Origin of the sequence: Gluconacetobacter tumulicola (assembly GCF_014174215.1) — a bacterium.
In the GTDB taxonomy this organism is placed as follows: domain Bacteria; phylum Pseudomonadota; class Alphaproteobacteria; order Acetobacterales; family Acetobacteraceae; genus Gluconacetobacter; species Gluconacetobacter tumulicola.
The window spans coordinates 210,063-231,910 of sequence record NZ_JABEQL010000001.1 but is presented as its reverse complement, the minus strand read 5'-3'; the positions used below and the strand labels follow the sequence as shown (position 1 = coordinate 231,910).

Annotated in this window: 18 protein-coding genes and 1 riboswitch; of the genes, 9 read left to right on the top strand and 9 right to left on the bottom strand. The window is 65.1% G+C overall.

What is annotated here, in order from left to right; translation table 11 throughout:
* Positions 1-5: 5 nt before the first annotated feature.
* The 5 genes from metF to HLH29_RS01020 form a co-directional block, all read right to left on the bottom strand.
* A complete protein-coding gene (gene metF / locus HLH29_RS01040) occupies positions 6-872 on the bottom strand; it encodes a methylenetetrahydrofolate reductase [NAD(P)H] (protein ID WP_182964144.1) in 867 nt (288 codons plus the stop codon).
* A 40-nt stretch (positions 873-912) separates the two neighbouring features.
* The gene (locus HLH29_RS01035) at positions 913-1,851 is read right to left on the bottom strand and encodes an ArsR/SmtB family transcription factor (RefSeq protein ID WP_182964143.1); all 939 of its coding nucleotides are present in this window, start codon (positions 1,849-1,851) and stop codon (positions 913-915) included.
* A gap of 177 nt (positions 1,852-2,028) precedes the next feature.
* Entirely contained in the window at positions 2,029-3,663 is a 1,635-nt protein-coding gene (locus HLH29_RS01030; protein WP_182964142.1) for a GMC family oxidoreductase, read from the bottom strand.
* Positions 3,664-3,691: 28 nt separating this feature from the next.
* Positions 3,692-5,131: a cytochrome c gene (locus tag HLH29_RS01025; protein WP_182964141.1), complete on the bottom strand. Its 1,440-nt coding sequence runs from the start codon at positions 5,129-5,131 to the stop codon at positions 3,692-3,694.
* A 12-nt stretch (positions 5,132-5,143) separates the two neighbouring features.
* On the bottom strand, positions 5,144-5,656 hold the full coding sequence (locus HLH29_RS01020) for a sugar dehydrogenase complex small subunit (RefSeq protein ID WP_182964140.1): 513 nt from the start codon (positions 5,654-5,656) through the stop codon (positions 5,144-5,146).
* A gap of 928 nt (positions 5,657-6,584) precedes the next feature.
* On the opposite strand from HLH29_RS01020, the gene HLH29_RS01015 reads away from it, so the two are divergent.
* The 6 genes from HLH29_RS01015 to HLH29_RS00990 all read left to right on the top strand — a co-directional run bounded on the left by HLH29_RS01015 (position 6,585) and on the right by HLH29_RS00990 (position 14,761).
* Complete coding sequence (locus HLH29_RS01015) at positions 6,585-8,024, top strand: carbohydrate porin (protein WP_246373544.1); 1,440 nt, start codon at positions 6,585-6,587, stop codon at positions 8,022-8,024.
* A gap of 116 nt (positions 8,025-8,140) precedes the next feature.
* Entirely contained in the window at positions 8,141-8,680 is a 540-nt protein-coding gene (locus tag HLH29_RS01010) for a GlcG/HbpS family heme-binding protein (protein WP_246373542.1), read from the top strand.
* A 346-nt stretch (positions 8,681-9,026) separates the two neighbouring features.
* Positions 9,027-9,225: riboswitch (cobalamin riboswitch) on the top strand.
* A gap of 110 nt (positions 9,226-9,335) precedes the next feature.
* Complete coding sequence (gene metE / locus HLH29_RS01005) at positions 9,336-11,648, top strand: 5-methyltetrahydropteroyltriglutamate--homocysteine S-methyltransferase (RefSeq protein WP_182964138.1); 2,313 nt, start codon at positions 9,336-9,338, stop codon at positions 11,646-11,648.
* Positions 11,649-11,742: 94 nt separating this feature from the next.
* Positions 11,743-13,335: an amino acid permease gene (locus HLH29_RS01000; protein WP_182964137.1), complete on the top strand. Its 1,593-nt coding sequence runs from the start codon at positions 11,743-11,745 to the stop codon at positions 13,333-13,335.
* A complete protein-coding gene (locus HLH29_RS00995) occupies positions 13,307-13,513 on the top strand; it encodes a heme-binding protein (protein ID WP_408871929.1) in 207 nt (68 codons plus the stop codon). Before HLH29_RS01000 ends, HLH29_RS00995 begins: the two co-directional genes overlap by 29 nt.
* A 27-nt stretch (positions 13,514-13,540) precedes the next feature.
* Entirely contained in the window at positions 13,541-14,761 is a 1,221-nt protein-coding gene (locus HLH29_RS00990; protein ID WP_182964135.1) for an MFS transporter, read from the top strand.
* A gap of 17 nt (positions 14,762-14,778) precedes the next feature.
* On the opposite strand, the gene HLH29_RS00985 is transcribed toward HLH29_RS00990, so the two are convergent.
* The 4 genes from HLH29_RS00985 to HLH29_RS00970 form a co-directional block, all read right to left on the bottom strand.
* Positions 14,779-15,294, bottom strand: coding sequence for a DUF1697 domain-containing protein (locus HLH29_RS00985; RefSeq protein WP_182964134.1), 516 nt, complete (start codon positions 15,292-15,294; stop codon positions 14,779-14,781).
* A 13-nt stretch (positions 15,295-15,307) separates the two neighbouring features.
* Positions 15,308-16,519, bottom strand: coding sequence for an MFS transporter (locus HLH29_RS00980; protein ID WP_182964133.1), 1,212 nt, complete (start codon positions 16,517-16,519; stop codon positions 15,308-15,310).
* 206 nt (positions 16,520-16,725) lie between these two features.
* Entirely contained in the window at positions 16,726-18,435 is a 1,710-nt protein-coding gene (gene ade, locus HLH29_RS00975) for an adenine deaminase (protein WP_182964132.1), read from the bottom strand.
* A 34-nt stretch (positions 18,436-18,469) separates the two neighbouring features.
* Positions 18,470-19,810: an MFS transporter gene (locus HLH29_RS00970; RefSeq protein ID WP_182964131.1), complete on the bottom strand. Its 1,341-nt coding sequence runs from the start codon at positions 19,808-19,810 to the stop codon at positions 18,470-18,472.
* A 201-nt stretch (positions 19,811-20,011) separates the two neighbouring features.
* Between HLH29_RS00970 and HLH29_RS00965 the strand changes: the two genes are divergently transcribed.
* The 3 genes from HLH29_RS00965 (at position 20,012) to HLH29_RS00955 (ending at position 21,836) form a co-directional block, all read left to right on the top strand.
* Positions 20,012-20,344 carry a hypothetical protein gene (locus HLH29_RS00965; protein WP_182964130.1) on the top strand — a complete coding sequence of 111 codons (333 nt, stop codon included), beginning with the start codon at positions 20,012-20,014 and terminating at the stop codon, positions 20,342-20,344.
* Positions 20,345-20,487: 143 nt separating this feature from the next.
* Positions 20,488-21,204 carry an NUDIX domain-containing protein gene (locus HLH29_RS00960; protein ID WP_182964129.1) on the top strand — a complete coding sequence of 239 codons (717 nt, stop codon included), beginning with the start codon at positions 20,488-20,490 and terminating at the stop codon, positions 21,202-21,204.
* Positions 21,198-21,836: a phosphatase PAP2 family protein gene (locus HLH29_RS00955; RefSeq protein ID WP_338030146.1), complete on the top strand. Its 639-nt coding sequence runs from the start codon at positions 21,198-21,200 to the stop codon at positions 21,834-21,836. The genes HLH29_RS00960 and HLH29_RS00955 overlap by 7 nt, the downstream gene beginning before the upstream one ends.
* The last annotated feature ends 12 nt before the right edge of the window (positions 21,837-21,848 follow it).

The window sequence follows — 21,848 nt, the reverse complement described above, 5'->3', positions numbered from 1 at the left end:
GCCTGTCAGGACGTGCCGCCGGAATGCAGCAGGCGATGCAGGGCCAGTGCGGCGTCGGGGCGGTTCAGCGTGTAGACATGCAGGTCGGTCACGCCGTGATCGCGCAATTGGCGGCACAGTTCCGCCGTGACGGCGGTGGTGACCATGGCGCGCGCGCCGGGATGGTCGTCCAGCCCGTCGAACAGGCGGCGCATCCAGTCGGGCACGTGGGCGCCGCACATCTCGGCGAAGCGATAGGCCTGGGCGATGTTGGCGACCGGCAGGATGCCCGGCACGATCTCGGTCGTGATGCCGGCGGCCGTGGCACGGTCGCGGAAGCGCAGGAAGGTTTCGGCCTCGAAGAAGAACTGGGTGAGGGCGCGGGTGGCGCCGGCGTCGATCTTGGCCTTGAGATGGTCCAGATCGGCGGCCGGGCTGATGGCGGCGGGGTGGGTTTCCGGATAGGCGGCGACCGAGATTTCGAACGGCGCGATGCGACGCAGGCCCGCGACCAGTTCCACCGCCCCGGCATAGCCGTCGGGATGGGCGACGAAGGGGGCGCCGGGTTCGGACGGGTCGCCCCGCAGGGCCACGATATGGCGCACGCCTGCGTCCCAATAGGCGCGGGCGACGGCGTCGACCTCGGCGCGGGTGGCGTCGACGCAGGTCAGGTGGCCCGCGACCGGCACGTTGGTCTCGCGCACCAGTTCGGCGACCGTCTGCAGCGTGCGGTCGCGGGTCGAGCCGCCGGCGCCGTAGGTGACGGAGATGAAGCGCGGGCCGAGCGGGGCCAGGACCGATGCGGTCTGCCGCAGCGCCTCGGCCATCTTCGGCGTCTTGGGCGGGAAGAATTCGAACGAGAGCCCGGGGCCGGGGGGCTGGGGCAGGGACATGAGGCCGGTTCCTTGGAAGCGGAAAAAGGAAAGAGGCGGATCAGGCGGCCGAGGTGGCCATGCGGCGGCCCAGCCACAATTTGACGGTGAGTTCGCCATCCAGATGGATCGGGGGTGCGCTGGCCAGGCCGGCGGCGGCGAACCAGTCCGCCATCTGCTGGTCCGTGAAGCCGAGGCGGACATGGGCGTCGCGCTCGCGCAGATCCTCACGATCGTGCGGTGCGAAATCCACGATCAGCAGGCGGCCGTCCGGTGCCAGCACGCGCGCGGCCTCGGCAATCGCGGCGGCGGGATGCTGCGCGTAATGCAGGACCTGGTGCATGATCGCGAAATCGGCCGCGCCATCGGGTAGGGGCAGGGCATACATGTCGCCCTGCCGCAATTCGGCGTGGTCCGATCCCGGTTGTGCCAGCTTGGTGCGTGCCAGGCGCAGCATGGCCGGACTGCGGTCGAAGCCGATGGCGCTGGCGGCCTGCCGGCCCAGCAATTCCATCATCCGGCCGGTGCCGGTGCCGATATCGACCATGCGCCCGATCGGTTCGGGCGCCAGCAGGCGTTCGATCGCGGCCTCGACATCGCGTTCGGCCACGTGGAGCGAGCGCAGCGCGTCCCAGTTGGCGGCGTGGGTTTCGAAATAATCCTCGGCGGCCGTGGCGCGGACGGCGCGCACCGCCTTCAGCCGGGCGAGGTCGGCCTGCTGTTCGCCGTCACCCTGGGGGCACCAGCAATCGATCGCCTTCAGCGCCGGGGCCACGATGCCGGGCGCGCCGAGGGTCAGGAAGACCCAGCTCCCTTCCTTGCGGCGGTCTGCCAGCCCGGCGCTGACCAGGATCTTCACATGGCGCGAGACGCGGGGTTGGCTCTGGCCCAGCACCTGCGCGATTTCGCCGATCGAGAGTTCCATGGCGCGCAGCAGTGCCAGGATGCGCAGGCGCGTCGGGTCGGCCAGGGCCTGGAACAGGGTGAGGGGGCTGGTCATGAAGACCAAATATAATGATATCTTTATATATGCAAATTATATCGCTTCATGAACATGGTCGTTCGTGATCTCCAATAGCGACGCGGCCGCCGGACGGTATGTCCGGCGGCCGCGTGTCTGGAGTCGTGGTGCATGATGAGGTGAGGGCACCTCATCATGTCAGGATGTTGAACAGACTCAGCCGTGCTTGAGATCGGCGAGGATCGCGTCGCCGGCACGCAGCGACAGCGCGGCCATGGTCAGGGTGGAGTTGACCGTGCCGGAAGCCGCCATCGTCGCACCTGTTGCCAGGAACAGGTTGGGATGGTCGTGGGTGCGCAGCCAGCTGTCGACGACGGAATCCTTGGGATCATGCCCCATGATCGTCCCGCCGGTGATGTGGTTGTTCGGCGTGAAGAACGACGACATCTCGATTTCCGTGCCGCCCATCGCCTGGGCGATCCTGGTCAGGTGCTGGCGCGAGAGGACGGCGGATTTGCGGACATATTCGCCGACATCGTAGGTGACTTCCGGATGCGGAATGCCCAGCGCGTCACGACGGTCCTTGGACAGGACCAGGCGATTGTCCGGGTTCGGCAGGACTTCGTGGTTGGCATAGATATCCACGCCATGCGCCGTGCGGCGACGGATTTCCTCGTCCAGTTTCCGGCCGACCAGGCCCATGGACAGCGCCTTCATCCCGGCGCGGGAATTCTGGGCGGTGTTGTTGTAGCCGATCTGGATGGCGGCATAGTCCGAACGGAACGGACCGTCGCGGAAATTGGTGATCGAGCTCATCTGTACCGAGCCGCCGCCGGCCCAGACGGGCTCGGCCGCCTGGAAGCTCATGCCGATGCCCGGATGGTCCATCATGTTGCGGCCGACCTGGTCGGACGAGTTGGCGATGCCGTTCGGGTTGCGATCGTTGGCGGCGAGCAGCAGCAGTTTCGGCGTCTCGATACCATTGGCCGCGATGACGAAGGTCTTGGCAACGACGCGATGCGATCCCTTGTCCGGATCGTAGTAGTTCATCGCGACGATCTTGTTCTTCGCGTCGGTCTCGATCGAATAGACGACGGCGTTGGGGATGATCCGCGCGCCGGCCCGTTCGGCCTTCAGTGCCGAATAGATGCCATTATACATGGCGCCGATCGGGCAGATGGGCATGCAGTTATTGTTGCCGCAGCACTGGGGACGGTCGTCATAGGGACGGCTGTTGCGTGCCTGGGGCACCGGCGTGTTGTCATAGCCGAGCGGCTTGACGATGTCCGTGAAGACGCGGTCGCCCGGCCCGTACGGCATGGAGTCCATCGGCCACGGATTCTTCCGCGGCGCGGAGGGGATGATCTCCTGCCCGTTGGGGCCCTTGACGCCCATTTCGCATTCCGCGGCGTAGTAATAGGCTTCGAGCTCATCATAGCTGAGCGCATAGTCGCGGCCGACGCCGTAGGCCGATTTCAGGCGGAAATCGTTGGGCAGGTAGCGCCAGCTGGACGCCGCCCAGTGCCAGGTGGTGCCGCCGACACCCTTGATGATGCCCTGGCGATAGGCGCTGGCATCGGGGCCCTTGACGATCAGGTAGCCGTTATCGGGGAAATAATTGGTGTGCGGCGCCCACGGAACCGACGGGTAGGGCGTCGCGTAATCATATTCCGACTTGTTGTTCGGCGGCATGTTCCGCCAGTTCTCGACGATCTGGTCGCGGTCGCGATAGGGGCCGGCATCGAGCAGGATGACGGACACGCCGTTGCGCGCGAGCTTGTGCGCCAGCATGGAGCCGCAGATGCCGGCACCGGCGATGACGACGTCCGCCGTCAGCGTTTCTTGAGCCATGAGTGAATCTCTCCTGTTTTCCGGCGGCTTACGCGGCGCGTCTGGACTTGAGGATAAAACGAAGCGCCAGGGCGAGAGCGCCCAGAATGATCAGGCCGACAATGCCGAGGACCGCGAGAACGCGCGGTTCGGAAAGCTGCGCGATGGCGGGCTTGGGGCCGCCGGCGCGAATGGTGGCGACGCTTTCGGCGGTGACGGTCGCCTGCCCGCTGCCGAAATGACCCGTCACGTAATTGGCGATTGCCGCGACCTGCTGGTCGTCCAGGCGCTGTACCAGCGATTGGGGACCGAAGTTCGGCATCAGGGTCTGATGGCCGTCGACCGTGCGGTCGACACCGAACAGGATGCTGGCGACCAGGTCGGCCGGGTTGAGCTGGCCCGTCGTCGTGTTGCCGATCAGGGAGGGGTAATATCCGTCGGCCGATCCCTTGCCGTTCGACTGGTGGCAGCTTGCGCAGACTTCCTCGTACAGCACGTTTCCTTCGGTCATGCCTTTGAGGGTGCTGTCATTGCGGCGCGCATTGGCGGCGGCGTAGTCGAAGAGCGCCGCCTTGCCGTCATGGGCGAAGTTCGCGGTGTTCTGGCCGGGCTCGGCAATCGCCGGTACGGTCTTGAGATAGGCGACCATCGCGGCCAGGTCGGTCGGCGTCAGGTACTGGAAGCTATGTTCCACCGCTTCGGCCATCGGGCCCGCGGCGCGCGCATGCGCGGATTTGCCCGTCCGCAGATAGTCCTGCAGTTCCTGATCGGACCAGCCGCCGATACCCGCAACCTTGTCGCTGGTGACGTTGGGCGCCCGCCAGGAGCCGAGATCGCCGCCGGCGAGATAGGCCGAGGATTTCGGCGCCATCATGATGTTGCGCGGTGTGTGGCATTCGCCGCAATGGGCCAGCGTATCCACCAGATATTTGCCGCGGTTCCATGCCGCATCGTGCGTGGCGTCGGGCACGAAGGGCTTGCCCTCGACGCCGCTCAGCAGCTTCCAGCCCCACAGCGAGGCACGGATCGAGAAGGGGAAGGGAAGGTTGGTCTTCGGCGCTGGCTGGTCGACCGGCTTGACCTCGTGCATCAGGTAATCATATAGCGCCGCGACGTCTTCGTCCGTCAGCTGGCTGTACGATCCATAGGGCATGGCCGGATAGAGTTCGGCGCCATCGGCGCGCACGCCGTGGCGGATCGCGCGCGAGAATTGCTCGAGCGTGTAATTGCCGATGCCATAGGTCTTGGACGGCGTGATGTTCGTCGAATAGATCGCGCCCATCGGCGAGGCGATGGCATAGCCGCCGGCCAGTTCCGCGCCCTCATGGCCGTTGGTGTGGCAGGCGGCGCAGTCGGCGGCGACGGCAAGATAATGGCCACGGCTCATGGACGTGTCGGCATGCGCGATCGCATGCCCCGTCAGGACCAGCGGGGCGGCCAGCCAGAGGCTGCGGAGGAGTCTCCGGGAGTTCGATACGGAATTTTTCATGATACGCCCCGGTCAGAATTGCGGCATTTGCTCAACGGGAGCAGGTTCGGCGACCCAGTAGTTCGGTCCGTTATGCGCATAGGTCGGGATGACCACGACATCGCGCGCAGGCTGATACATCAGGGCATTTTCAAAAGCATAGACGCGGGCGTTGGTGCCGTCCTCGATCACGCCGGAATACCAGGCCCGGATGATGTGCAGCAGCGTGTCGTGCAGCGGTGTGCCACGCAGGGATTCCTCAAGCGCCTCGACATCGGCCGGCTTGTTGTCGGCGACCGTCTTGACCAGTGCCGCGAGTTGAGCCGGAAAGAGCGCGCTCTGTGCACCCAGGGCGCCCAGCAGCGATTGGCCGACCAGCGGGTCCAGCGCGCTGTGTCCGGTCGCGAAACGGGAAAAGCTGATGAAATCAGCGGCTTCGTCTACGGTGGCACCGGTTGCTGCCTCGGCCGTGCCGGGCTGGAAGGACGGCAGGAGCAGGCCAAATGCCGACGCGGCGGAGACCATCAGCATATGGCGGCGGGACATATGGCCGCGCACAGGCTCCCCCCGCGCTTTATCGGAATTTCCCATGTTTTTCCCAGACGAGTTCAAAGGTATGGATTGTGCAAATATCAAGGCGTACGAACTATGTTTCCGATGTCCTTGAGATCTGAAGCATCATTGACGGATGGCAATCCATAATCGCCGAAATATCGGAACGCAATGGATTGATATGGTGAGCGGAGGAGCAAGAAGAGATAACGTTTTTTTGAACACGAGAGTAATTTCCAACAGATTCCTGACTTTCAGAAAATTAATAATCAAAGACGAAAATAAAAATGTTATAACATGATGGGAATGAGTTGATGTGGGTATGATTATAAATAATAGATGGCTCCATTCTTTGATTTTGGCGCATATTATTAGAATAATGTTATAAAAATCCGTAAGAAATTTCTTAATATCAGTATATGTATATAGTTTTTATACAGAATTACTGCAAAATTTGAAAAATTGATCAAAAAATAGACGGTGGGATGGCTTGAGTCGCGATTTTATCCGGAAACTAAAATTTTTTTTAATGGGAAAACGTTTTCTAATTTGTATTCACGGATGGCATTCGCGCGCCGCTTTGTGAAAAAAACTTTACGCAAGGCTGTTTTGGAAATATGGATCTGTGTGGGTTTGGGGCAGGTTCGGCCTGGACCCATGACGGCCATCGCAGGGCCCGCGCGGGCATATGATGATTAAAGAGCAATCATGGCCGATTGCGTTTTATTTCTTTATAATCATATGCCTTTTCAAAAATGAAAGATGACCTGATGCCCCTTTCCCGGCCATAAACGAGACGAAGCGTTTCATAGAGAAAAAGTTTCGCCATATTCCCAATAGGACTCCGATGATCGGACACTGTGAATGTCACCGGTCGCGCCACTTTGTGAAAAGTGTTGGACGGTTTGTAGCGTTTTTTATTTTGGTATGCAGCCTTCATGCCGGCGACGGTCATGCCCAATCGTCAAGCAGCAATAATCCCCCGTCGGCAACCAGCAAGGGCGAGGCGGTCGAATACGGCGCGGTCTCGTCCAAGGCTTACCAGCCGACGGCGTATCCGCTGGATGATGTGGGCGGATTCACGATCGGCCCCGTCATTCCGACCCTTGCGGGAGCGCCGCATCTGTTTGGTGACTGGTACGGCATTCAGCCGTGGCTGCTCAAGCACGGCGTTTTCCTGAACCTGGCCCTGAACGAGGAATATGTCGGCAATATCACCGGCGGCAAGACCCGGTCGAACGTGCTGGCGGGTCAGGTCGCGGGAGAGCTGGATATCGACTGGCAGCGCCTGGCCGGCGTGGAGGGGCTCTGGACCCATATGCTCGTCATCAACGGGCATGGCCGCAGCTTCAGCCTCAATTCCGGCGATTCGGTGACGAATCCGGAACAGATCTACGGCGCGCGCGGCAACGTCGTGGCCCATCTTGTCGAGATGTATGCGGACAAGAGCTTTTTCAACAAGCGCGTCATCGTGTCGGTGGGCGACATTCCGACCGGCAGCTTCTTCTCGTATGATTATACGGCGTGCTTTTTCATGAACGTCTCGGTGTGCAGCAACTGGGCGCCGGGAAAATACAATCCGGGTGGTCGTGACTGGCCGTCGGGGAATGTGGGCGGCGTGCTGAAGATCCGGCCGACGCAGCAGACTTATATCGAGGGTGGTATCTTCCTTGTCAGCCCGCATGCCTATAACGGCGGTATTTCGGGATGGGCGATTGCGCAGGACGGCATGGACAAGGTCACCTCGCAGGTCGAAATCGGCTGGATGCCCGAGTTCGGCAAGCACAAGCTGCGCGGCAACTACAAGATCGGCTATTGGTACGACAATTCGCGCTATCCGAACCTGTATGAGGATATTCACGGCAATTCCTTCCAGGCGACCGGTCAGCCGCGCCGCTATGAAGCCGGCATGAGCGTCGCATGGTTCATGTTCAACCAGATGCTGGTCCGTAACGGAGAGGGCCTGACCAACGGCCTGATCATCGAAGGCGGTGCGGGCTATGCGCAGGGCAACCTGGTTGCGATGCGCGATCGCGAATGGGTCGGTTTCGTGGAAAGCGGCACGCCGTGGCATCGTCCGAACGATGCGATGGGCATCATGTTCCAGCATTACGACATGAGCCGTACCGTCAGCCTCCAGCAGGAATCGTCCCTGGCGCTCGGTCTTCCGTTTATGTCGAACCAGTGGGGCCCGGTCTACGGTATTCAGAACTGGGAAAATGCCTACGAGGCTTTCTACAGCATCAATCTGGCGCCGGCGACCAACCTGATGGCCGATTTCCAGTATATGCAGCATCCGGGCGCCACGACGACGTTCAAGGATATTGCCATCCTGGGTGGTCAGTTCACGACGAATTTCTGATCGTCTCTTGACGCTCCGCAGGCGTGGCCCACAATGGGCCACGCCTGAACCGTTATGGAAAACAGGTGGTCCTTCCTTGATCGTTCCGAGACGATCCATGCAAAGGTGACGACATCATGATTCTATTCTCCGGCCTGTCCTTCTCCTCGACCGAAGGGGGGCGCGTGCGGCGTGCGGCGATGCGCTGCGCGGTGGCCGCGTCCTGCCTGCTGGTGGCCGGGGCGGTGTTTCCGCGTGCGGCGCTGGCGCATGAGCGCACCATGGATCTCAAGACCTCGCTTGCCTTCATCGAGCGTGCGAAGCAGGCCGCCGATGCGATCCATGCGCATGTCGCCATTGCGATCGTCGATGAGGGCGGCAATCTGGTCGCACTCGAGAAAATGGACGGCACGCAGCTCGGCAGCATGAAGCTGGCGATCATGAAGGCCAAGACCTCCGTGAACTATGCACGTCCGTCGGCGGACATGGAGCATGCCCTGAATGGCGGCAATTACATGATCGGCACCCTGCCGGATACGCTGCCTGCCGGCGGCGGATATCCGATCACCATCGGCAACAAGATGATCGGTGCGCTGGGCCTGAGCGGCGGCGAGGGCGAGACCGATGCCAATCTGGCCAAGGAAGCTGTCACGACGGCTCTGCAGGCCCTCAAATAAGTTTTCTCCGGCTTATTGTTCGCAGCGGGGCGTTTTGCCCCGCGATGGGGATATCAGCCTCGACTCCAGGCTGATATTCCGGATCCGAAATCCGCTGGCGCCTTTTGGAGATTTGCAGAGCAAGAGAAGATGGTGTGACGCGCCCGACGAGGCGCGGCATGCTCTCCCGTCCTGCTTTGAAGAGCGTCTTCACGCGATTGAGTGCGCTACCTCATCGCGACCCGCGCCGACGGCGGGACCATTTCCCTGACATTTTGTACGGTCCTGGTCATGCATCGGCGCGGCGAGAGCATATAATGATATCCTTATATGTGCAAATTATATTGACTGTTGTGCGAGCGGGTGCCTTAATCCGGCACGTCATGGTTCCGCGTCCCGTTGGGGCGCGGCGAAGAGGGAAGCCGGTGTGATGCCGGCGCTGCCCCCGCAACTGTAAGCGGCGAGCATCGGTCCATTCGCGTCACTGGGGTTTGCGCCCCGGGAAGGCCGGACCGGCGATGCGCGGACTCGCGAGCCAGGAGACCTGCCATGGCCACAAAGATCCTCCGGCGGGGTGTCCGGATGGGGCGTGGATGATGCCGCGCCGGCCCCTGGGCCGGCGTGAGCGCGCGTGCGCACCTGTCCCGACGGCACCGCCCAACCAGACGAGGCAGTCATGAGCGTTACCGTCGCTACCCTGGGGTTCCCCCGCATCGGCCCCCGCCGCGAACTGAAGACCGAACTGGAGCAGCATTGGGCCGGGCGGAGCGATGCCGCGTCGCTGCTGGCCGCAGCGGCCCGGCTGCGCGCCGGCAACTGGGCCTGGCAGCGCGACCGGGGGGCGGATGTGATTCCGTCCAACGATTTCTCGCTCTACGACCATGTGCTGGATACCAGCGCGATGGTGGGGGCGATTCCGCCGGTCTATGGCTGGGCCGGCGGGCCGATCGACAGCGCGACCTATTTCGCCATGGCGCGCGGCACGCAGGGCGAGGCCGCCTGTGCCCATGGCCATGCCGCGCATGCGGCGGGTGGTGTGCCGGCGGCGGAAATGACAAAATGGTTCGACACCAACTACCATTATCTGGTGCCCGAATTTTCTGCCGATCAGGTGTTCCGCCTGTCCTCGACCAAGCCGGTCGATGAGTATAACGAGGCCCGCGCCCAGGGGATCGAGACGCGGCCGGTGCTGCTGGGGCCGGTCAGCTACCTGTTGCTGGGCAAGGCGCGTGGTGGCGATTTCGATCCGCTGACGCTGCTGCCGCGCCTGCTGCCGGTCTATGTCGCCGTGCTGCGCGCCCTGGCCGATGCCGGCGCCGGCTGGGTGCAGATCGACGAGCCCTGTCTGGTGCTGGACCTGAACGATGCGGCGCGTGCCGCCTATGCGCAGGCCTACGCCCAGCTTCATGCGGCGCTGGACGGTACGCGCCTGATGCTGACGACCTATTTCGGCGATCTGGGCGACAATCTGGCGACCGCGCTGGCGCTGCCGGTCGACGGGCTGCATATCGACCTGGTGCGGGCGCCCGGGCAGTTGCAGCCCGTGCTGGATGGGGCGCGGCCCGACCTGGTGCTGTCGCTGGGCGTGATCGATGGGCGGAATGTGTGGCGGGCCGACCTGCATGCGATCCTGGAGAGGATTGCGCCGGCTGTGCGCTCGGGCCGGACGCTCCAGCTTGCGCCGTCCTGCTCGCTGCTGCACAGCCCGCTGGATCTGGACCGCGAGACCGCGCTGGACGAAGACGTGCGCTCCTGGCTGGCCTTTGCGGTGCAGAAGATCGGGGAACTGGCGATTCTGGCCCGGGCGTTGAACACGGGTGTGGAGTCGGTGCGCGGGGAACTGGATGCCGCCTCGGCCGCCGTTGCGTCGCGCCGGACCTCGCCGCGTATCAACAGCCCGGCTGTCCAGGCGCGCGTCGCTGGCGGAAGCGGGCAGGCGGGCCGCGCCACGCCGTTCCCTGTGCGGCAGGCCGCGCAGCGTGCGATGCTGGACCTGCCGCCTTTCCCGACCACGACGATCGGCTCGTTCCCGCAGACGCCGGAAGTGCGTCAGGCGCGCGCCGCGCAGGCAAGGGGCGCGCTGGCCGGCGACGCGTATGAGGCCTTCCTGAAGGAGGAGATTGCCGCTGCCGTCCGCTGGCAGGAAGAGATGGGGCTGGACGTGCTGGTGCATGGCGAGTTCGAACGCAACGACATGGTGCAGTATTTCGGTGAGCATCTGTCGGGCTTCGTGTTCACCAGGCATGGGTGGGTCCAGTCCTATGGTTCGCGCTGCGTGCGGCCGCCGATCATCTATGGCGACGTCGCGCGGCCCGAGCCGATGACCGTTGGATGGTGGGACTATGCCCAGTCGCTGACGGCGCGGCCGATGAAGGGCATGCTGACCGGACCGGTGACGATCCTGAACTGGTCGTTCGTGCGCGACGACCAGCCGCGCGAGACCACCTGCCGCCAGATCGCCTATGCCATCCGTGACGAGGTGGTGGATCTGGAGCGGGCGGGGGCTGCGATCATCCAGATCGACGAGGCCGCGCTGCGCGAGGGGCTGCCGCTGCGGCGGCGCGACTGGCAGGCCTATCTGGACTGGGCGGTCGCGAGTTTCCGCATCGCCTCGTCCGGCGTGGCCGATGTGACGCAGATCCATACCCACATGTGCTATTCGGAATTCAATGACATCATCGCCGCCATTGCGGCGATGGATGCCGATGTGATTTCGATCGAGACCGCGCGGTCGAAGATGGAACTGCTGGATGCCTTTGTCGGCCATCGCTATCCGGCGGAGATCGGGCCGGGTGTGTATGACATCCATTCGCCGCGGGAACCCTCGGTGGACGAGATGGTGGCGCTGCTGAAGGCCGCAGCCCGGCGGCTGGACGCGCGGCAGATCTGGGTGAATCCGGATTGCGGGCTGAAGACCCGCAAATGGCCCGAGGTCTGGCCGGCGATCGCCAGCATGGTCGCGGCGGCGCGGGCGATGCGCGCGGGTTGAACGGAGCCTGTTGCATCCGGGCACGGAACGAGGTTGGTTGGGCGCTTCGCGCGCGATTCGCTCGCCCATCCCTTCGTTCCGGAGTTTGCCCAACGTGTCGTCCCGCCTGAATCGTGCCCTTGGACCCTGGCAACTGATGTTCACCGGGCTGAGCGCCATGATCGGGTCGGGGTGGCTGTTCGGGGCCGAGCGGGCGGCTTCCACCGCCGGCCCGGCCGCCATCCTGGCCTGGCTGCTGGGGGCGTTCATTGCGCTGGTCATCGCCGCCATGGCGACCGAACTGGGCGGCATGTTTCCGGTGGCGGGCGGCATGGTCCGTTACGCCAACCTGACGCACGGGCCGCTGGTCGGCTTCATGGCCGCCGGGGCGAACTGGCTGTCGATCGTCAGCGTCGTGCCGGTCGAGGCCGAGGCGTCGGTGCAGTATATGAGTTCCTGGCCGTTCTCCTGGGCGCGGGGGATGTATCATGACGGGGTGCTGTCGCCGGGCGGACTGGCGGCTGCCGCCGTGCTTGTGGTGGTCTATTTCCTGCTCAATTTCTGGGGCGTGCGGTTCTTTGCCCGGTTCAATTCCGCCATCACGGTCTTCAAGCTGATCGTGCCGGCGACGACGGCGGTGCTGCTGATGGCCAGCAGCTTCCATGGCGGCAACCTGACCGGTGCGGAGACGGGGGGCTTCATGCCCTATGGCCTGTCCGGCGTGCTGACGGCGGTGGCGACCTCGGGCATCGTCTTCGCCTTCAACGGGTTCCAGAGCCCGCTGAACCTGGCGGGGGAGGCCCGCAATCCGGGCCGCAGCATTCCGTTTGCCGTGATCGGGTCGGTGGCGACGGCGACCGTGATCTATCTGCTGCTGCAATGCGCCTATCTGGGGGCGGTGCGGCCGGGTGCGGGGGGATGGGCGACCCTGTCCTTTTCCTCGCCCTTTGCGCAACTGGCCATTGCCTTCAACCTGAACTGGGTGGCGGTGCTGCTGTATTTCGATGCGTTCCTGGCACCCAGCGGGGCCGGGGCGACGCATCTGGCGTCCAGCACGCGCATGACGCTGGGCATGCAGCGCAACGGCACGCTGCCCGACCTGCTGGGGGCGATCCATCCGGAATATGGGGTGCCGCGCCCGGCGCTGTGGTTCAATCTGGGGGCGGCCTATATCTTCCTGTTCTGCTTTCGCGGCTGGGGCATCCTGGCGGCGGTGATTTCGGTCTGCACCGTGATTTCGTACCTGATGCTGCCGATTTCGGCGCTGGCGCTGCGGGGCACGCTGGCCGATCGGCCGCGTCCGGTGCGGGTGCCGGTGATGCGGGTGACCGGGGCGCTGGCCTTCATGTTCTCGTCGCTGCTGCTGTACTGGGCGCGCTGGCCGCTGAGCGGGGATATCATCCTGCTGATGCTGCTGCTTCTGCCGCTCTATCTGTGGTGCCGCCGCCAGGATAGCTGGGCGCAGCATCGCGCGGCGGCGCGGCATGCCATCTGGTTCATGGTCTATCTGCCGACGATCGCGGCGCTGTCCTATGCCGGCAGCCCGCAATTCGGCGGGCATGGGTGGATTCCCTATGGGTGGGACCTGATCGTGGTGGCGGGGGTCTCGCTGCTGTTCTGCGCATGGGGGGTGCGCAGCGCCGTGGCTGCGCCGGACCTGTCGCTGATGGATGAAGCGGATGACGGGCTGCCGGATATCGGGCACTGAACGGGTGCTGGGCGTCGTTGTGTGCGTGTCCATTGTGGACGCGGCGGCGTACCCGGTTGCCTTCCTGCGCATGGATGGACTCGCGCCCGGCTGCATCGACGTGTGCAACAAGAAGGCCAGGACCGCCGCGCTGTTCCATATGGACAGCGCGGATTTCGCCCTGGCTGCCGTTTCGTAAAATAGACCAGAATCCTGGACTGATCCGATGTCGACAGAGATGATTCCGGACGGGCACGGTATTGCCCGCATCCCGCCGCCGCATGGAACGGCCCTGGCCTTCCTGACGCTGACATTCGGCACATTCGTTGTCGGGACCGGCGAGTTTGCGATCATGGGGATGCTGCCCCAGTTCGCCTCGTCGCTCCATGTGTCGGAATCCCAGGCCGGCTATGCCATTACGGCCTATGCGCTGGGGGTGGTGGTCGGCGCGCCGCTCTTCACCATTCTCGGTGCCCGCCTGTCACGCCGGGAGCTTCTGCTGGCGCTGTTTGCCTTTTTCTGCTGCGGGAATTTTCTGTGCATCCTGATGCCGACCCCGCTGCTGGTCGATGGCGCACGCTTTATCGCCGGCTTGCCGCATGGCGCGTTGTTCGGGATTTCCGCGCTGATCGGTGCCTCGATGGTCGATCGCTCGCGGCGGGGCTGGGCGGTTGGCCGGGTGCTGTCGGGCATTGCGATCGCCACGCTGATCGGCGCGCCGTTCTCGACCTTTGCCGCCGATCATCTTGGCTGGCGGGTGGCCTATGCCGTGATCGGGCTGGCCGGTGCCGTGACCCTGCTGGGCGTGTTGCGGTATATTCCGGCGGACAAGCCCGATCGTGCCGTGACGCCGCTGGGGGAATTGCAGGGGCTGGCCAATGCGCAGGTGCTGCTGACGCTGCTGACGGCGGCCATCGGCTTTGGCGGCATGTTCACGCTCTACACCTTCCTGACCAGCATCCTGCATAATGTGACGCAGGTCCCGGAATGGATGGTCATGGTCTATATGGTGGTCTGGGGCGCGGGCATGCTGGCGGGTGCGAATGTCGGGGCCTGGATTGTCGACCGCAACCTGAATGCGGCCGTGCTCGTTGCGCTGGTCGGCAGTATTGCCACCATGCTGGTCCTGCCGTTTGTCCTGCACAGCCGCATCGGCCTGATGGCCGATGTCTTTCTGGTGCCGACCTTCTTCAATGCGCTGGGGCCGGCATTGCAGACGCGATTGATGGATTTTGCCGGCAACGCGCAGACCCTGGCCGCGTCGCTCAACCATTCCGCGTTCAATATCGCGAACGCGCTCGGCGCCGTGCTGGGCAGCGTGCTGCTGGCCCATCAATTCGGCTATGGCGCGCTTGGCATGGGTGGGGCCCTGCTGTCGGTGGGCGGGCTTCTGGTCTATCTGGTGGCGTTGTTTGCTCTGAGAGTGCGGAACGCCGAGTCCGCGTAAGGACTGGCGCGCGGCCTTTATCCGAGGGCGGCCGCCATCTCCGCCAGTCTGGCGACCGTGTTCATGTTGCGTGCGGTTCCGGTCTTTTCGCTGGGGATGCGCAGGCGGGTTGTCGCCATGCCGTTGGGGTAGAAGACGAACAATGCGCGTGGTCCCAGGCGGATCTGTTCGTCTTTCATGCCCGTGACACCCTCCATGGGATCGGCCGGCAGGGGGGTGTCGACGAACAGGGCCATGACGCGATTGCCCGGCATGTCGCGGAACGGGTTGCGTGCCACGATATCCGCGATCTCGGACGCGGTTCGGACGATTACGCCCACGCGCTTGCCGCAATAATCCTGTAGCCGGTCCTCGAGTGCTGTCCGCACATGTTCTTCGGGCCTGTCGCTGTGGAAGACGACGTTGCCGCTGGCGATATAGGTTTGCACGCGTGCGAGCCCGGCCGCCGTGCAGAGTTCGGCCAGGGTGGTCATCGGCAGTTTTCCGGTGCCGCCGACATTTACCGCCCGCAGCAGGGCAACATAGGCTGTCATTGGTTTCTCCTCGTCAGGACCGGGCTAGCCGGCGCAGCCATGCGGCGGCGGCCAGTGCCGCGCCCAGCAGCAGGAGCGTGAAGCTGGCGACCCCGTTCCATCCCAGGCCGGACCACCACCAGCCGCCGACCGACCCGGCGATGCTGGAGCCCAGATAATAGGCCAGCAGATAGAGCGAGGTCGCATGCCCGCGGTCGGTGCGCGCCAGGCGCCCCACCCAGCCGCTGGCGATGGCGTGGGCGGTGAAGAAGCCGATCGTGAGGAATACGATGCCGAGGAAGATGATTGGCAGGGCATGCGCCAGGGTCAGCACGATGCCGACGGCCATGATGAGGATGCCGGCCGTGAGCACGTGCCCGCGGCCCATGCGGTCGGACAGCGCGCCCGCGACCGACGAGGACACGATGCCGAACACATAGACCGAAAAGATCAGGCCCAGCCTGGTCTGGTCCAGATTGTAGGGCGGGGCCATCAGCCGGTAGCCGGCATAGTTGAAGATGGTGACGAACGTGCCCATCACCGTGAAGCCGATGGCGTAGAGTGCCGGCAGCGCCGGGTCCCGCAGGTGACGTGTCCAGGCCTCGGCATGGTGGCGGGCGCTCAGCCCCGGCCGGGGGACGAAATTGCGCGAGGGCGGCAGCAGCGCCAGGAAGCCGAGTGCGGCGAGCAGTCCGGCCACGCCGATGATGGTCATGGCGGCGCGCCAGGACAGTGCGTCGGTCAGGATGCCGGTGCCGACCCGGCCGATCATGCCGCCGAAGGCGGTGCCGGCGACATACAGGCCCATGGCCAGGCCCAGCTCGCCGGGATGGATCTCCTCGGCCAGGTAGGTCATCGCCACTGCCGGCACACCGCCCAGCACGAAGCCCTCGGCCATGCGGGCCGCCAGCAGGGCCGGCCAGACCGGTGCGCAGGCGGCGACGATGTTCAGCAGCGCCGACAGGATCATGGACAGGGTCATGATCTCGCGCCGGCCGATGCGCTCGGACAGGGCGGCGGCGAGCAGGATGGCGATGGCGAGCGCGCTGGTGGAGAGCGAGAGGGAGAGCGAACTGCTGGCAGCACCGATGGCGAACTGGCTGGAGAAGGCCGGCAGCAGCGGCTGCACGCAATAGAGCAGCGAGAAGGTGGCGAAACCCGCCAGGAACAGGGCCAGTCCGGCGCGTCGATAGGCCGGGCTGGCGCGGGTGATGAACGTGCCGGCATCCGCCGGAGCAAAGGGCATGAGGGCGTCCGATCGAGGGGTCAGAACATGGTCGTCGGAGGCTGTTTGAAAAATGGCGGTGCTGGCAAGCCCTGTGCGCGTTTTTCGGGGCAGGGGATGGCCGGACGGCGCGGCAGGTCCCGGCAGTCCCCCGAAAACAGGGACTGCCGGGCGGCGTCAACTTCGCGCGAGCCGCCGATGGTGGGGTAGCCGGGCCTGCTTTGGATTCAGCCGATGACTGTCATCCGGCCGACATCGACCAGCCCGTGATCGGTGATTTTCAGGTGCGGCACCACCGGCAGGGGCAGGAAGGCCAGTTGCAGGAACGGTTCTGCCAGCGTCACGCCCATGTCTCGCGTTGCGGCGCGCAGGATTTCCAGTTGCGCGCGCACGGTCTCGAAAGGTGCGTCGCTCATCAGGCCGGCGATCGGCAGGGGCAATTCGGCGCGGATTGCTCGGTTCTCGACGATCACGAAGCCGCCGCCGATTTCGGCCAGGCGGTTGACCGCCCTTGCCATGTCCGCATCGTTGACGCCGACGACGCAGATATTATGCGCGTCATGCCCGACCGAGGATGCCAGTGCCCCGCCGCGCAGCCCGAAGCCGCGTACGAAGCCCCGGCCGATATTGCCGTTCAGCCCGTGCCGCGCCACGACCGCGACCTTGGCGATGTCGCGGGGGATGTCGGGGAGGGTCTGGCCGTTGGCCTCTGGCAGGTCGAGGGTCAGGAACTCGGTGATGATCTGGCCGGGGATGATGCCCATCACCGGGCGGGCGGTGCCGCTGCCGGGCACCGCGAAATCCTCGGCCGTTGCCGGCCGGTGCAGGATGACGCTGTTGCGCCCGGGGGCGGCGATGGGCTGGCGCTGGTCTAGCGCCGGCCCGATCGGCCGGCCGCCGGCCAGCACGTCGGAGACCGTGCAGTGTTCCAGATCGTCGAGGAAGACGATGTCGGCACGTTTGCCCGGTGCCAGCATGCCGCGATCGGTCAGCCCGAAGGCGCGTGCCGCCGTCAGGCTGGCGGCGCGGTAGGCGGCCAATGGGGGCACGCCGCGCGCGATGGCGCTGCGGATCAGGAAGTCGATATGGCCTTCATGCGCGATTTCCAGCGGATTGCGGTCGTCGGTGCAGAAGGCGAGGAACGGCGAGGTTTCGACCGTCAGCAGCGGGGCGAGCGCCGCCAGGTCCTTGCAGACCGAGCCTTCGCGGATCAGCACCGTCATGCCCTTGCGGATCTTCTCCAGGGCCTCGTCGGCGCGGGTGGCCTCGTGATCGGTCGAGATGCCGCCCGACAGGTAGCCGTTCAGCTTCTTGCCGCGCATCAGCGGCGCGTGTCCGTCGATATGGCGGCCGGCGAAGGCGGCCAGCTTGTCCATGCAGTCGGGCGCGCCGGACAGTACGCCGGGCATGTTCATGAATTCCGCCAGGCCGATGACCTTGGGGTGGTTCATCAATGGCGTCAGGTCGTCCGCCATCAGGACGGCGCCCGAGGTTTCGACCGGCGAGGAGGGGACGCAGCTGGACAGATTGACCCGCAGGTCCATCACCATGCGGCTGGCGGCGTCGAGGAAATAGCGCAGTGCCGGGACGCCCAGTACGTTTGCCATTTCGTGCGGATCGCAGATCGCGGTCGTGACGCCGTGCGGGAGCACGCAGCGTTCGAATTCGAAGGGTGTGACCAGCGAGGATTCGACATGCAGATGGGTGTCGATGAAGCCGGGGACGACGATGCGGCCGCGCCCGTCGAGCACATTGGGGCCGTCGTACCGGTCCAGCGTGCCGACGATGGTGTCGCCGCAGAGAGCGATGTCGGTGTCGATCAGCGCGCCGGTCACCAGATCGAACAGCCGGACGTCGCGGACGACCAGATCCGGCGGTTCCTGGCCGCTGCCCTGGCGAATGCGGCGGGCGATCAGGTCGGGAGAGATGCTTGCCATGTCGTTCTTAAGCACGGACAGGCGAGGTCGTCCATTATATCCGTGTGGCGTCCTGCCCGGCGAGCGGAAGGGCGGGGGCGGGTGACGGGCGCGGGGTCGTGACGTCGGGCATGGCCCATAATGCGGCGCCGCCCGCCAGGGCCGTGCCGATCACATACAGGGCGGGGGCGCGCGGATCATGCCCCACCAGGGCCGAGACGCAGGCCGGCGTCAGGCCGCCGAAGACCGCGTAGGAGAGGTTGTAGGAGAAGGAGAGGCCGGAGAAGCGGATTGCCGGGGGGAAGGCCCGCACCATCGCGATCGGCACCAGGCTGACATAGCCGGCGCCGATCCCGGCCAGGGCGGCCAGTGCCGGGAACCATGACGGATGAGCCGGGGCCACCGCGTACAGCCCCCAGGCGCCGGCGATCAGCAGGGCGATGACCGGCGGGATGACACCGCGCAGGCCCCAGCGGTCGGTCGCCGCCCCGATCGCCACCGCGGCGATGGTGATGGTCAGCGTGGCGATCAGGCTGGCCTGCATGGTGCTGGTGGCGGAAAATCCGTGCAGGCTTTGCAGCAGGGCGGGCATCATCAGCAGCAGGACGACGATGGCGGCGGTCAGCGTCCAGGTGCCGATCACCGACAGGATGATGGCGCGGCGGCTGGCGCGCAGCACGGTCAGCAGCGGGGCCTGCCGCGCCAGCGCGTCGCTGGCCTGCATTTCGGCGAAGACCGGGGTTTCGTGCAGCCAGCGGCGCAGGCGCATGGCGATCAGCCCGAACACGCCGCCCAGGATGAACGGCAGCCGCCACCCCCAATCCGCGATCTCGGCGGGGGAAAGGGCCGCATTCAGCCCCAATGCGACCAGCGAACCGATCAGCATGCCGGCCGTCAGCCCGCCGGTCAGCAGGCCGCAGGCCAGGCCGGTATGCCGGGCGCTGGCATGTTCCGCGACGAAGACCCAGCCGCCGGGGGCCTCACCGCCGATGGCGGCGCCCTGGGCCATGCGCAGCAGCAGCAGCGCCAGCGGCGCGCCGACCCCGAGCATGTCGAAACCGGGCAGCAGGCCCATCAGCAGGGTGGGGGCGGCCATCAGCAGCACGCTGAAGGCGAACATTTTCTTGCGCCCATGCAGGTCGCCGAAATGGGCCATGATCACCCCGCCCAGCGGCCGGGCCAGATAGCCGGCCCCGAACAGGCCGAAGGTCTCGGTCTGGCGCAGCCAGTCGGGCTGGCTGGCGGGGAAGAAATGCTGGGCGATGATCTTCGCGAAATAGGCGAAGATGACGAAATCATAGAATTCCAGTGCCCCGCCCAGCGCGGCAAGTGCGAGCGTGCGCAGGTCCTTCCATGTCAGGCTGGCGGCGTGGGACGGGGCGGGGGATACGGGCATGACGGGGCTTGGTTCGCTGGGGCGTTGATGGGGCGGGCAGACGGCCTGCGTTCCATATGCTTTGTCAAGAGCAGGGTTTGCGCATCATTTGGAAAAGAATGTCTTGCGTTTGGGTCATATAGACCTCGAAACTGGGGTCCGGCCTGTCAAAAAGGCGGCCGGTGCAAGCATATAAAAAAACAAGAACGCGAGTGCATCCCAATGGTCGATACAGGCCTGACCCGTTCCGAGGAGCGGTTCATTCGCTGGTCTTTCGGGACCTATTCCGGCAGCAATCCCTCGCTGTCGGAGGGCATCATCCTGCCGACATGGAAAAGCGGGCCGCAGGTGGGCCAGCCGCGTATTCCCGCGTCGATCCGCGATCTGGTCGCGCGCGGCCTGTTGCGGGTGGCTGCCGGCGAGGCGCCGCCGCGCGCCTATTTCACGCCCACCGGCATCGACGCGGTCCGGCGCATGTTCATCAAGCCCCGGTTCGATACGCAGCGCTACGTGCATCTCTGGCGCGAGGTCGAACATCGGCTGGAGTGCGAGTAGCCCGCGATCCGGACCGCCCTCTGGATTTATCCACAGAAATGGGGACAATCCTGTGGGCGAAGTCGGGGAAGACGGTCGGACGAATCGGTTTCCGGCAGGCAGGCGCACGCAACGTCGCGACCCGTTCCGGAGGAGGCAGCCGCATGGTGCCGGTCGATCACATCCCGATCGTATTCTCGGCCGGTGTGCCGGAGGATCGGTGGTCCGACGTACGGGCGGCGCCGCATTTCCGCCGCTGGCTGGAGCAGGCCGCCGCGCGCTTCGACCTGCGCCGCGTCGTGGTGCGGGATGTGGTCTTTTTCGGGGCGCGGGTGGGGTTCATCCTGGTCGATGCCGATGCGTGGCATGACGGGCGGAAGGTGCCGGGCGCCGCGCTGTTGCGTGGGGATTCGGTCTCGGTCCTGGTGGTGCTGCATTGCCTCGGCCATGCGGCGCGGACCATCCTGACCCGCGAGCCGCGCCTGCCCGTGGCCTGTCCCGACCTGCTGGCGCTGCCGGCCGGGATGCTGGAGGGCGGGAGGCTGGTCAGCACCGCCCTGCGCGAACTGGCCGAGGAAGTCGGTACCGACCTGGCCGTATCCGCCGACCAGATGGTGGAGCTGACGACGGTATGGCTGTCACCCGGTGGCTGTGACGAAGCGATCACGCTCTATGCCGTGGACCTGGAGATCGGCGAGGCGGCGATGCGGGCGCTGGACGGACGGCGGACCGGAAATGCGGCCGAGCACGAATCGATCCGGCTGCATGTGGTCGAACTGGATGACATTCCGCGCATCGGGCATAGCGATGCCAAGACGCTGCTGTCTTATCATCTCTATCGGGCCCGAGACGCGCGCAGGGGCGTGGCGACGCAGTGCTGACGCGTTTCCTGACCGACCTCGCCGATCAGGATGTCCTTCTTCCGGTCGAGGCGCTGGTGTTCGTCGCCCTTCTGTCGCTGCGTCTCTGGCGCCTGGCGTGGGTCTGGGCGGTGGTGATGTGCGGCGGGGCGGCGTTGACCCTGGTCCTGAAACTGGGGCTGGAAGCCTGCGGCCCGGCACCGGACCGGATGCTGTACAGTCCCAGCGGGCACACGATGGCGGGCACGATGGTCTATGGCTGCCTACTGGCCATGCTGCGGGTCCGGACACCGATCGTGGTCGGGGCGGCTGTCGTGATCGCCTGCGTGCTGGGCTGGTCGCGCGTTGCGCTCGGGGTCCATACAATCACCGAGGTGCTGCTGGGCGGCGGGTTGGGTGTGGCGATGGTCTGCCTGTTTCGCCGCCTTGTCGGGCCGCCGTCTGCCATCCCCATGCAGGCGGTTCGCGGCGTGGCCGTGGCGATGATTGCGCTTATCGCGATCTGCCACGGCCACCGTTCGACAATCGAGCTTGCCATCCAGGATTTTTCGCGTTTCGACCTTGGACCGCTTCTGTGCCGTGCGGACGGGCATATTGCCGTCGTGGAGCGCGAAGGGGGAGGCGGGCTTTTCTCAGGCCAGGAATTTCACTGATTTTTTCATGGT

Bases quoted from the DNA above. Each gene is read 5' to 3' on its own strand.
- HLH29_RS01025 (WP_182964141.1), bottom strand. From the start codon at position 5,131: ATGAAAAATTCCGTATCGAACTCCCGGAGACTCCTCCGCAGCCTCTGG.
- metE (WP_182964138.1), top strand. From the start codon at position 9,336: ATGAGCGTTACCGTCGCTACCCTGGGGTTCCCCCGCATCGGCCCCCGC.
- HLH29_RS01010 (WP_246373542.1), top strand. From the start codon at position 8,141: ATGATTCTATTCTCCGGCCTGTCCTTCTCCTCGACCGAAGGGGGGCGC.
- HLH29_RS00960 (WP_182964129.1), top strand. From the start codon at position 20,488: ATGGTGCCGGTCGATCACATCCCGATCGTATTCTCGGCCGGTGTGCCG.
- HLH29_RS00995 (WP_408871929.1), top strand. From the start codon at position 13,307: ATGACGGGCTGCCGGATATCGGGCACTGAACGGGTGCTGGGCGTCGTT.
- HLH29_RS00990 (WP_182964135.1), top strand. From the start codon at position 13,541: ATGTCGACAGAGATGATTCCGGACGGGCACGGTATTGCCCGCATCCCG.
- HLH29_RS00980 (WP_182964133.1), bottom strand. From the start codon at position 16,519: ATGCCCTTTGCTCCGGCGGATGCCGGCACGTTCATCACCCGCGCCAGC.
- HLH29_RS01030 (WP_182964142.1), bottom strand. From the start codon at position 3,663: ATGGCTCAAGAAACGCTGACGGCGGACGTCGTCATCGCCGGTGCCGGC.
- HLH29_RS01020 (WP_182964140.1), bottom strand. From the start codon at position 5,656: ATGTCCCGCCGCCATATGCTGATGGTCTCCGCCGCGTCGGCATTTGGC.
- HLH29_RS00970 (WP_182964131.1), bottom strand. From the start codon at position 19,810: ATGCCCGTATCCCCCGCCCCGTCCCACGCCGCCAGCCTGACATGGAAG.
- HLH29_RS00985 (WP_182964134.1), bottom strand. From the start codon at position 15,294: ATGACAGCCTATGTTGCCCTGCTGCGGGCGGTAAATGTCGGCGGCACC.
- ade (WP_182964132.1), bottom strand. From the start codon at position 18,435: ATGGCAAGCATCTCTCCCGACCTGATCGCCCGCCGCATTCGCCAGGGC.
- HLH29_RS00965 (WP_182964130.1), top strand. From the start codon at position 20,012: ATGGTCGATACAGGCCTGACCCGTTCCGAGGAGCGGTTCATTCGCTGG.
- metF (WP_182964144.1), bottom strand. From the start codon at position 872: ATGTCCCTGCCCCAGCCCCCCGGCCCCGGGCTCTCGTTCGAATTCTTC.
- HLH29_RS01035 (WP_182964143.1), bottom strand. From the start codon at position 1,851: ATGACCAGCCCCCTCACCCTGTTCCAGGCCCTGGCCGACCCGACGCGC.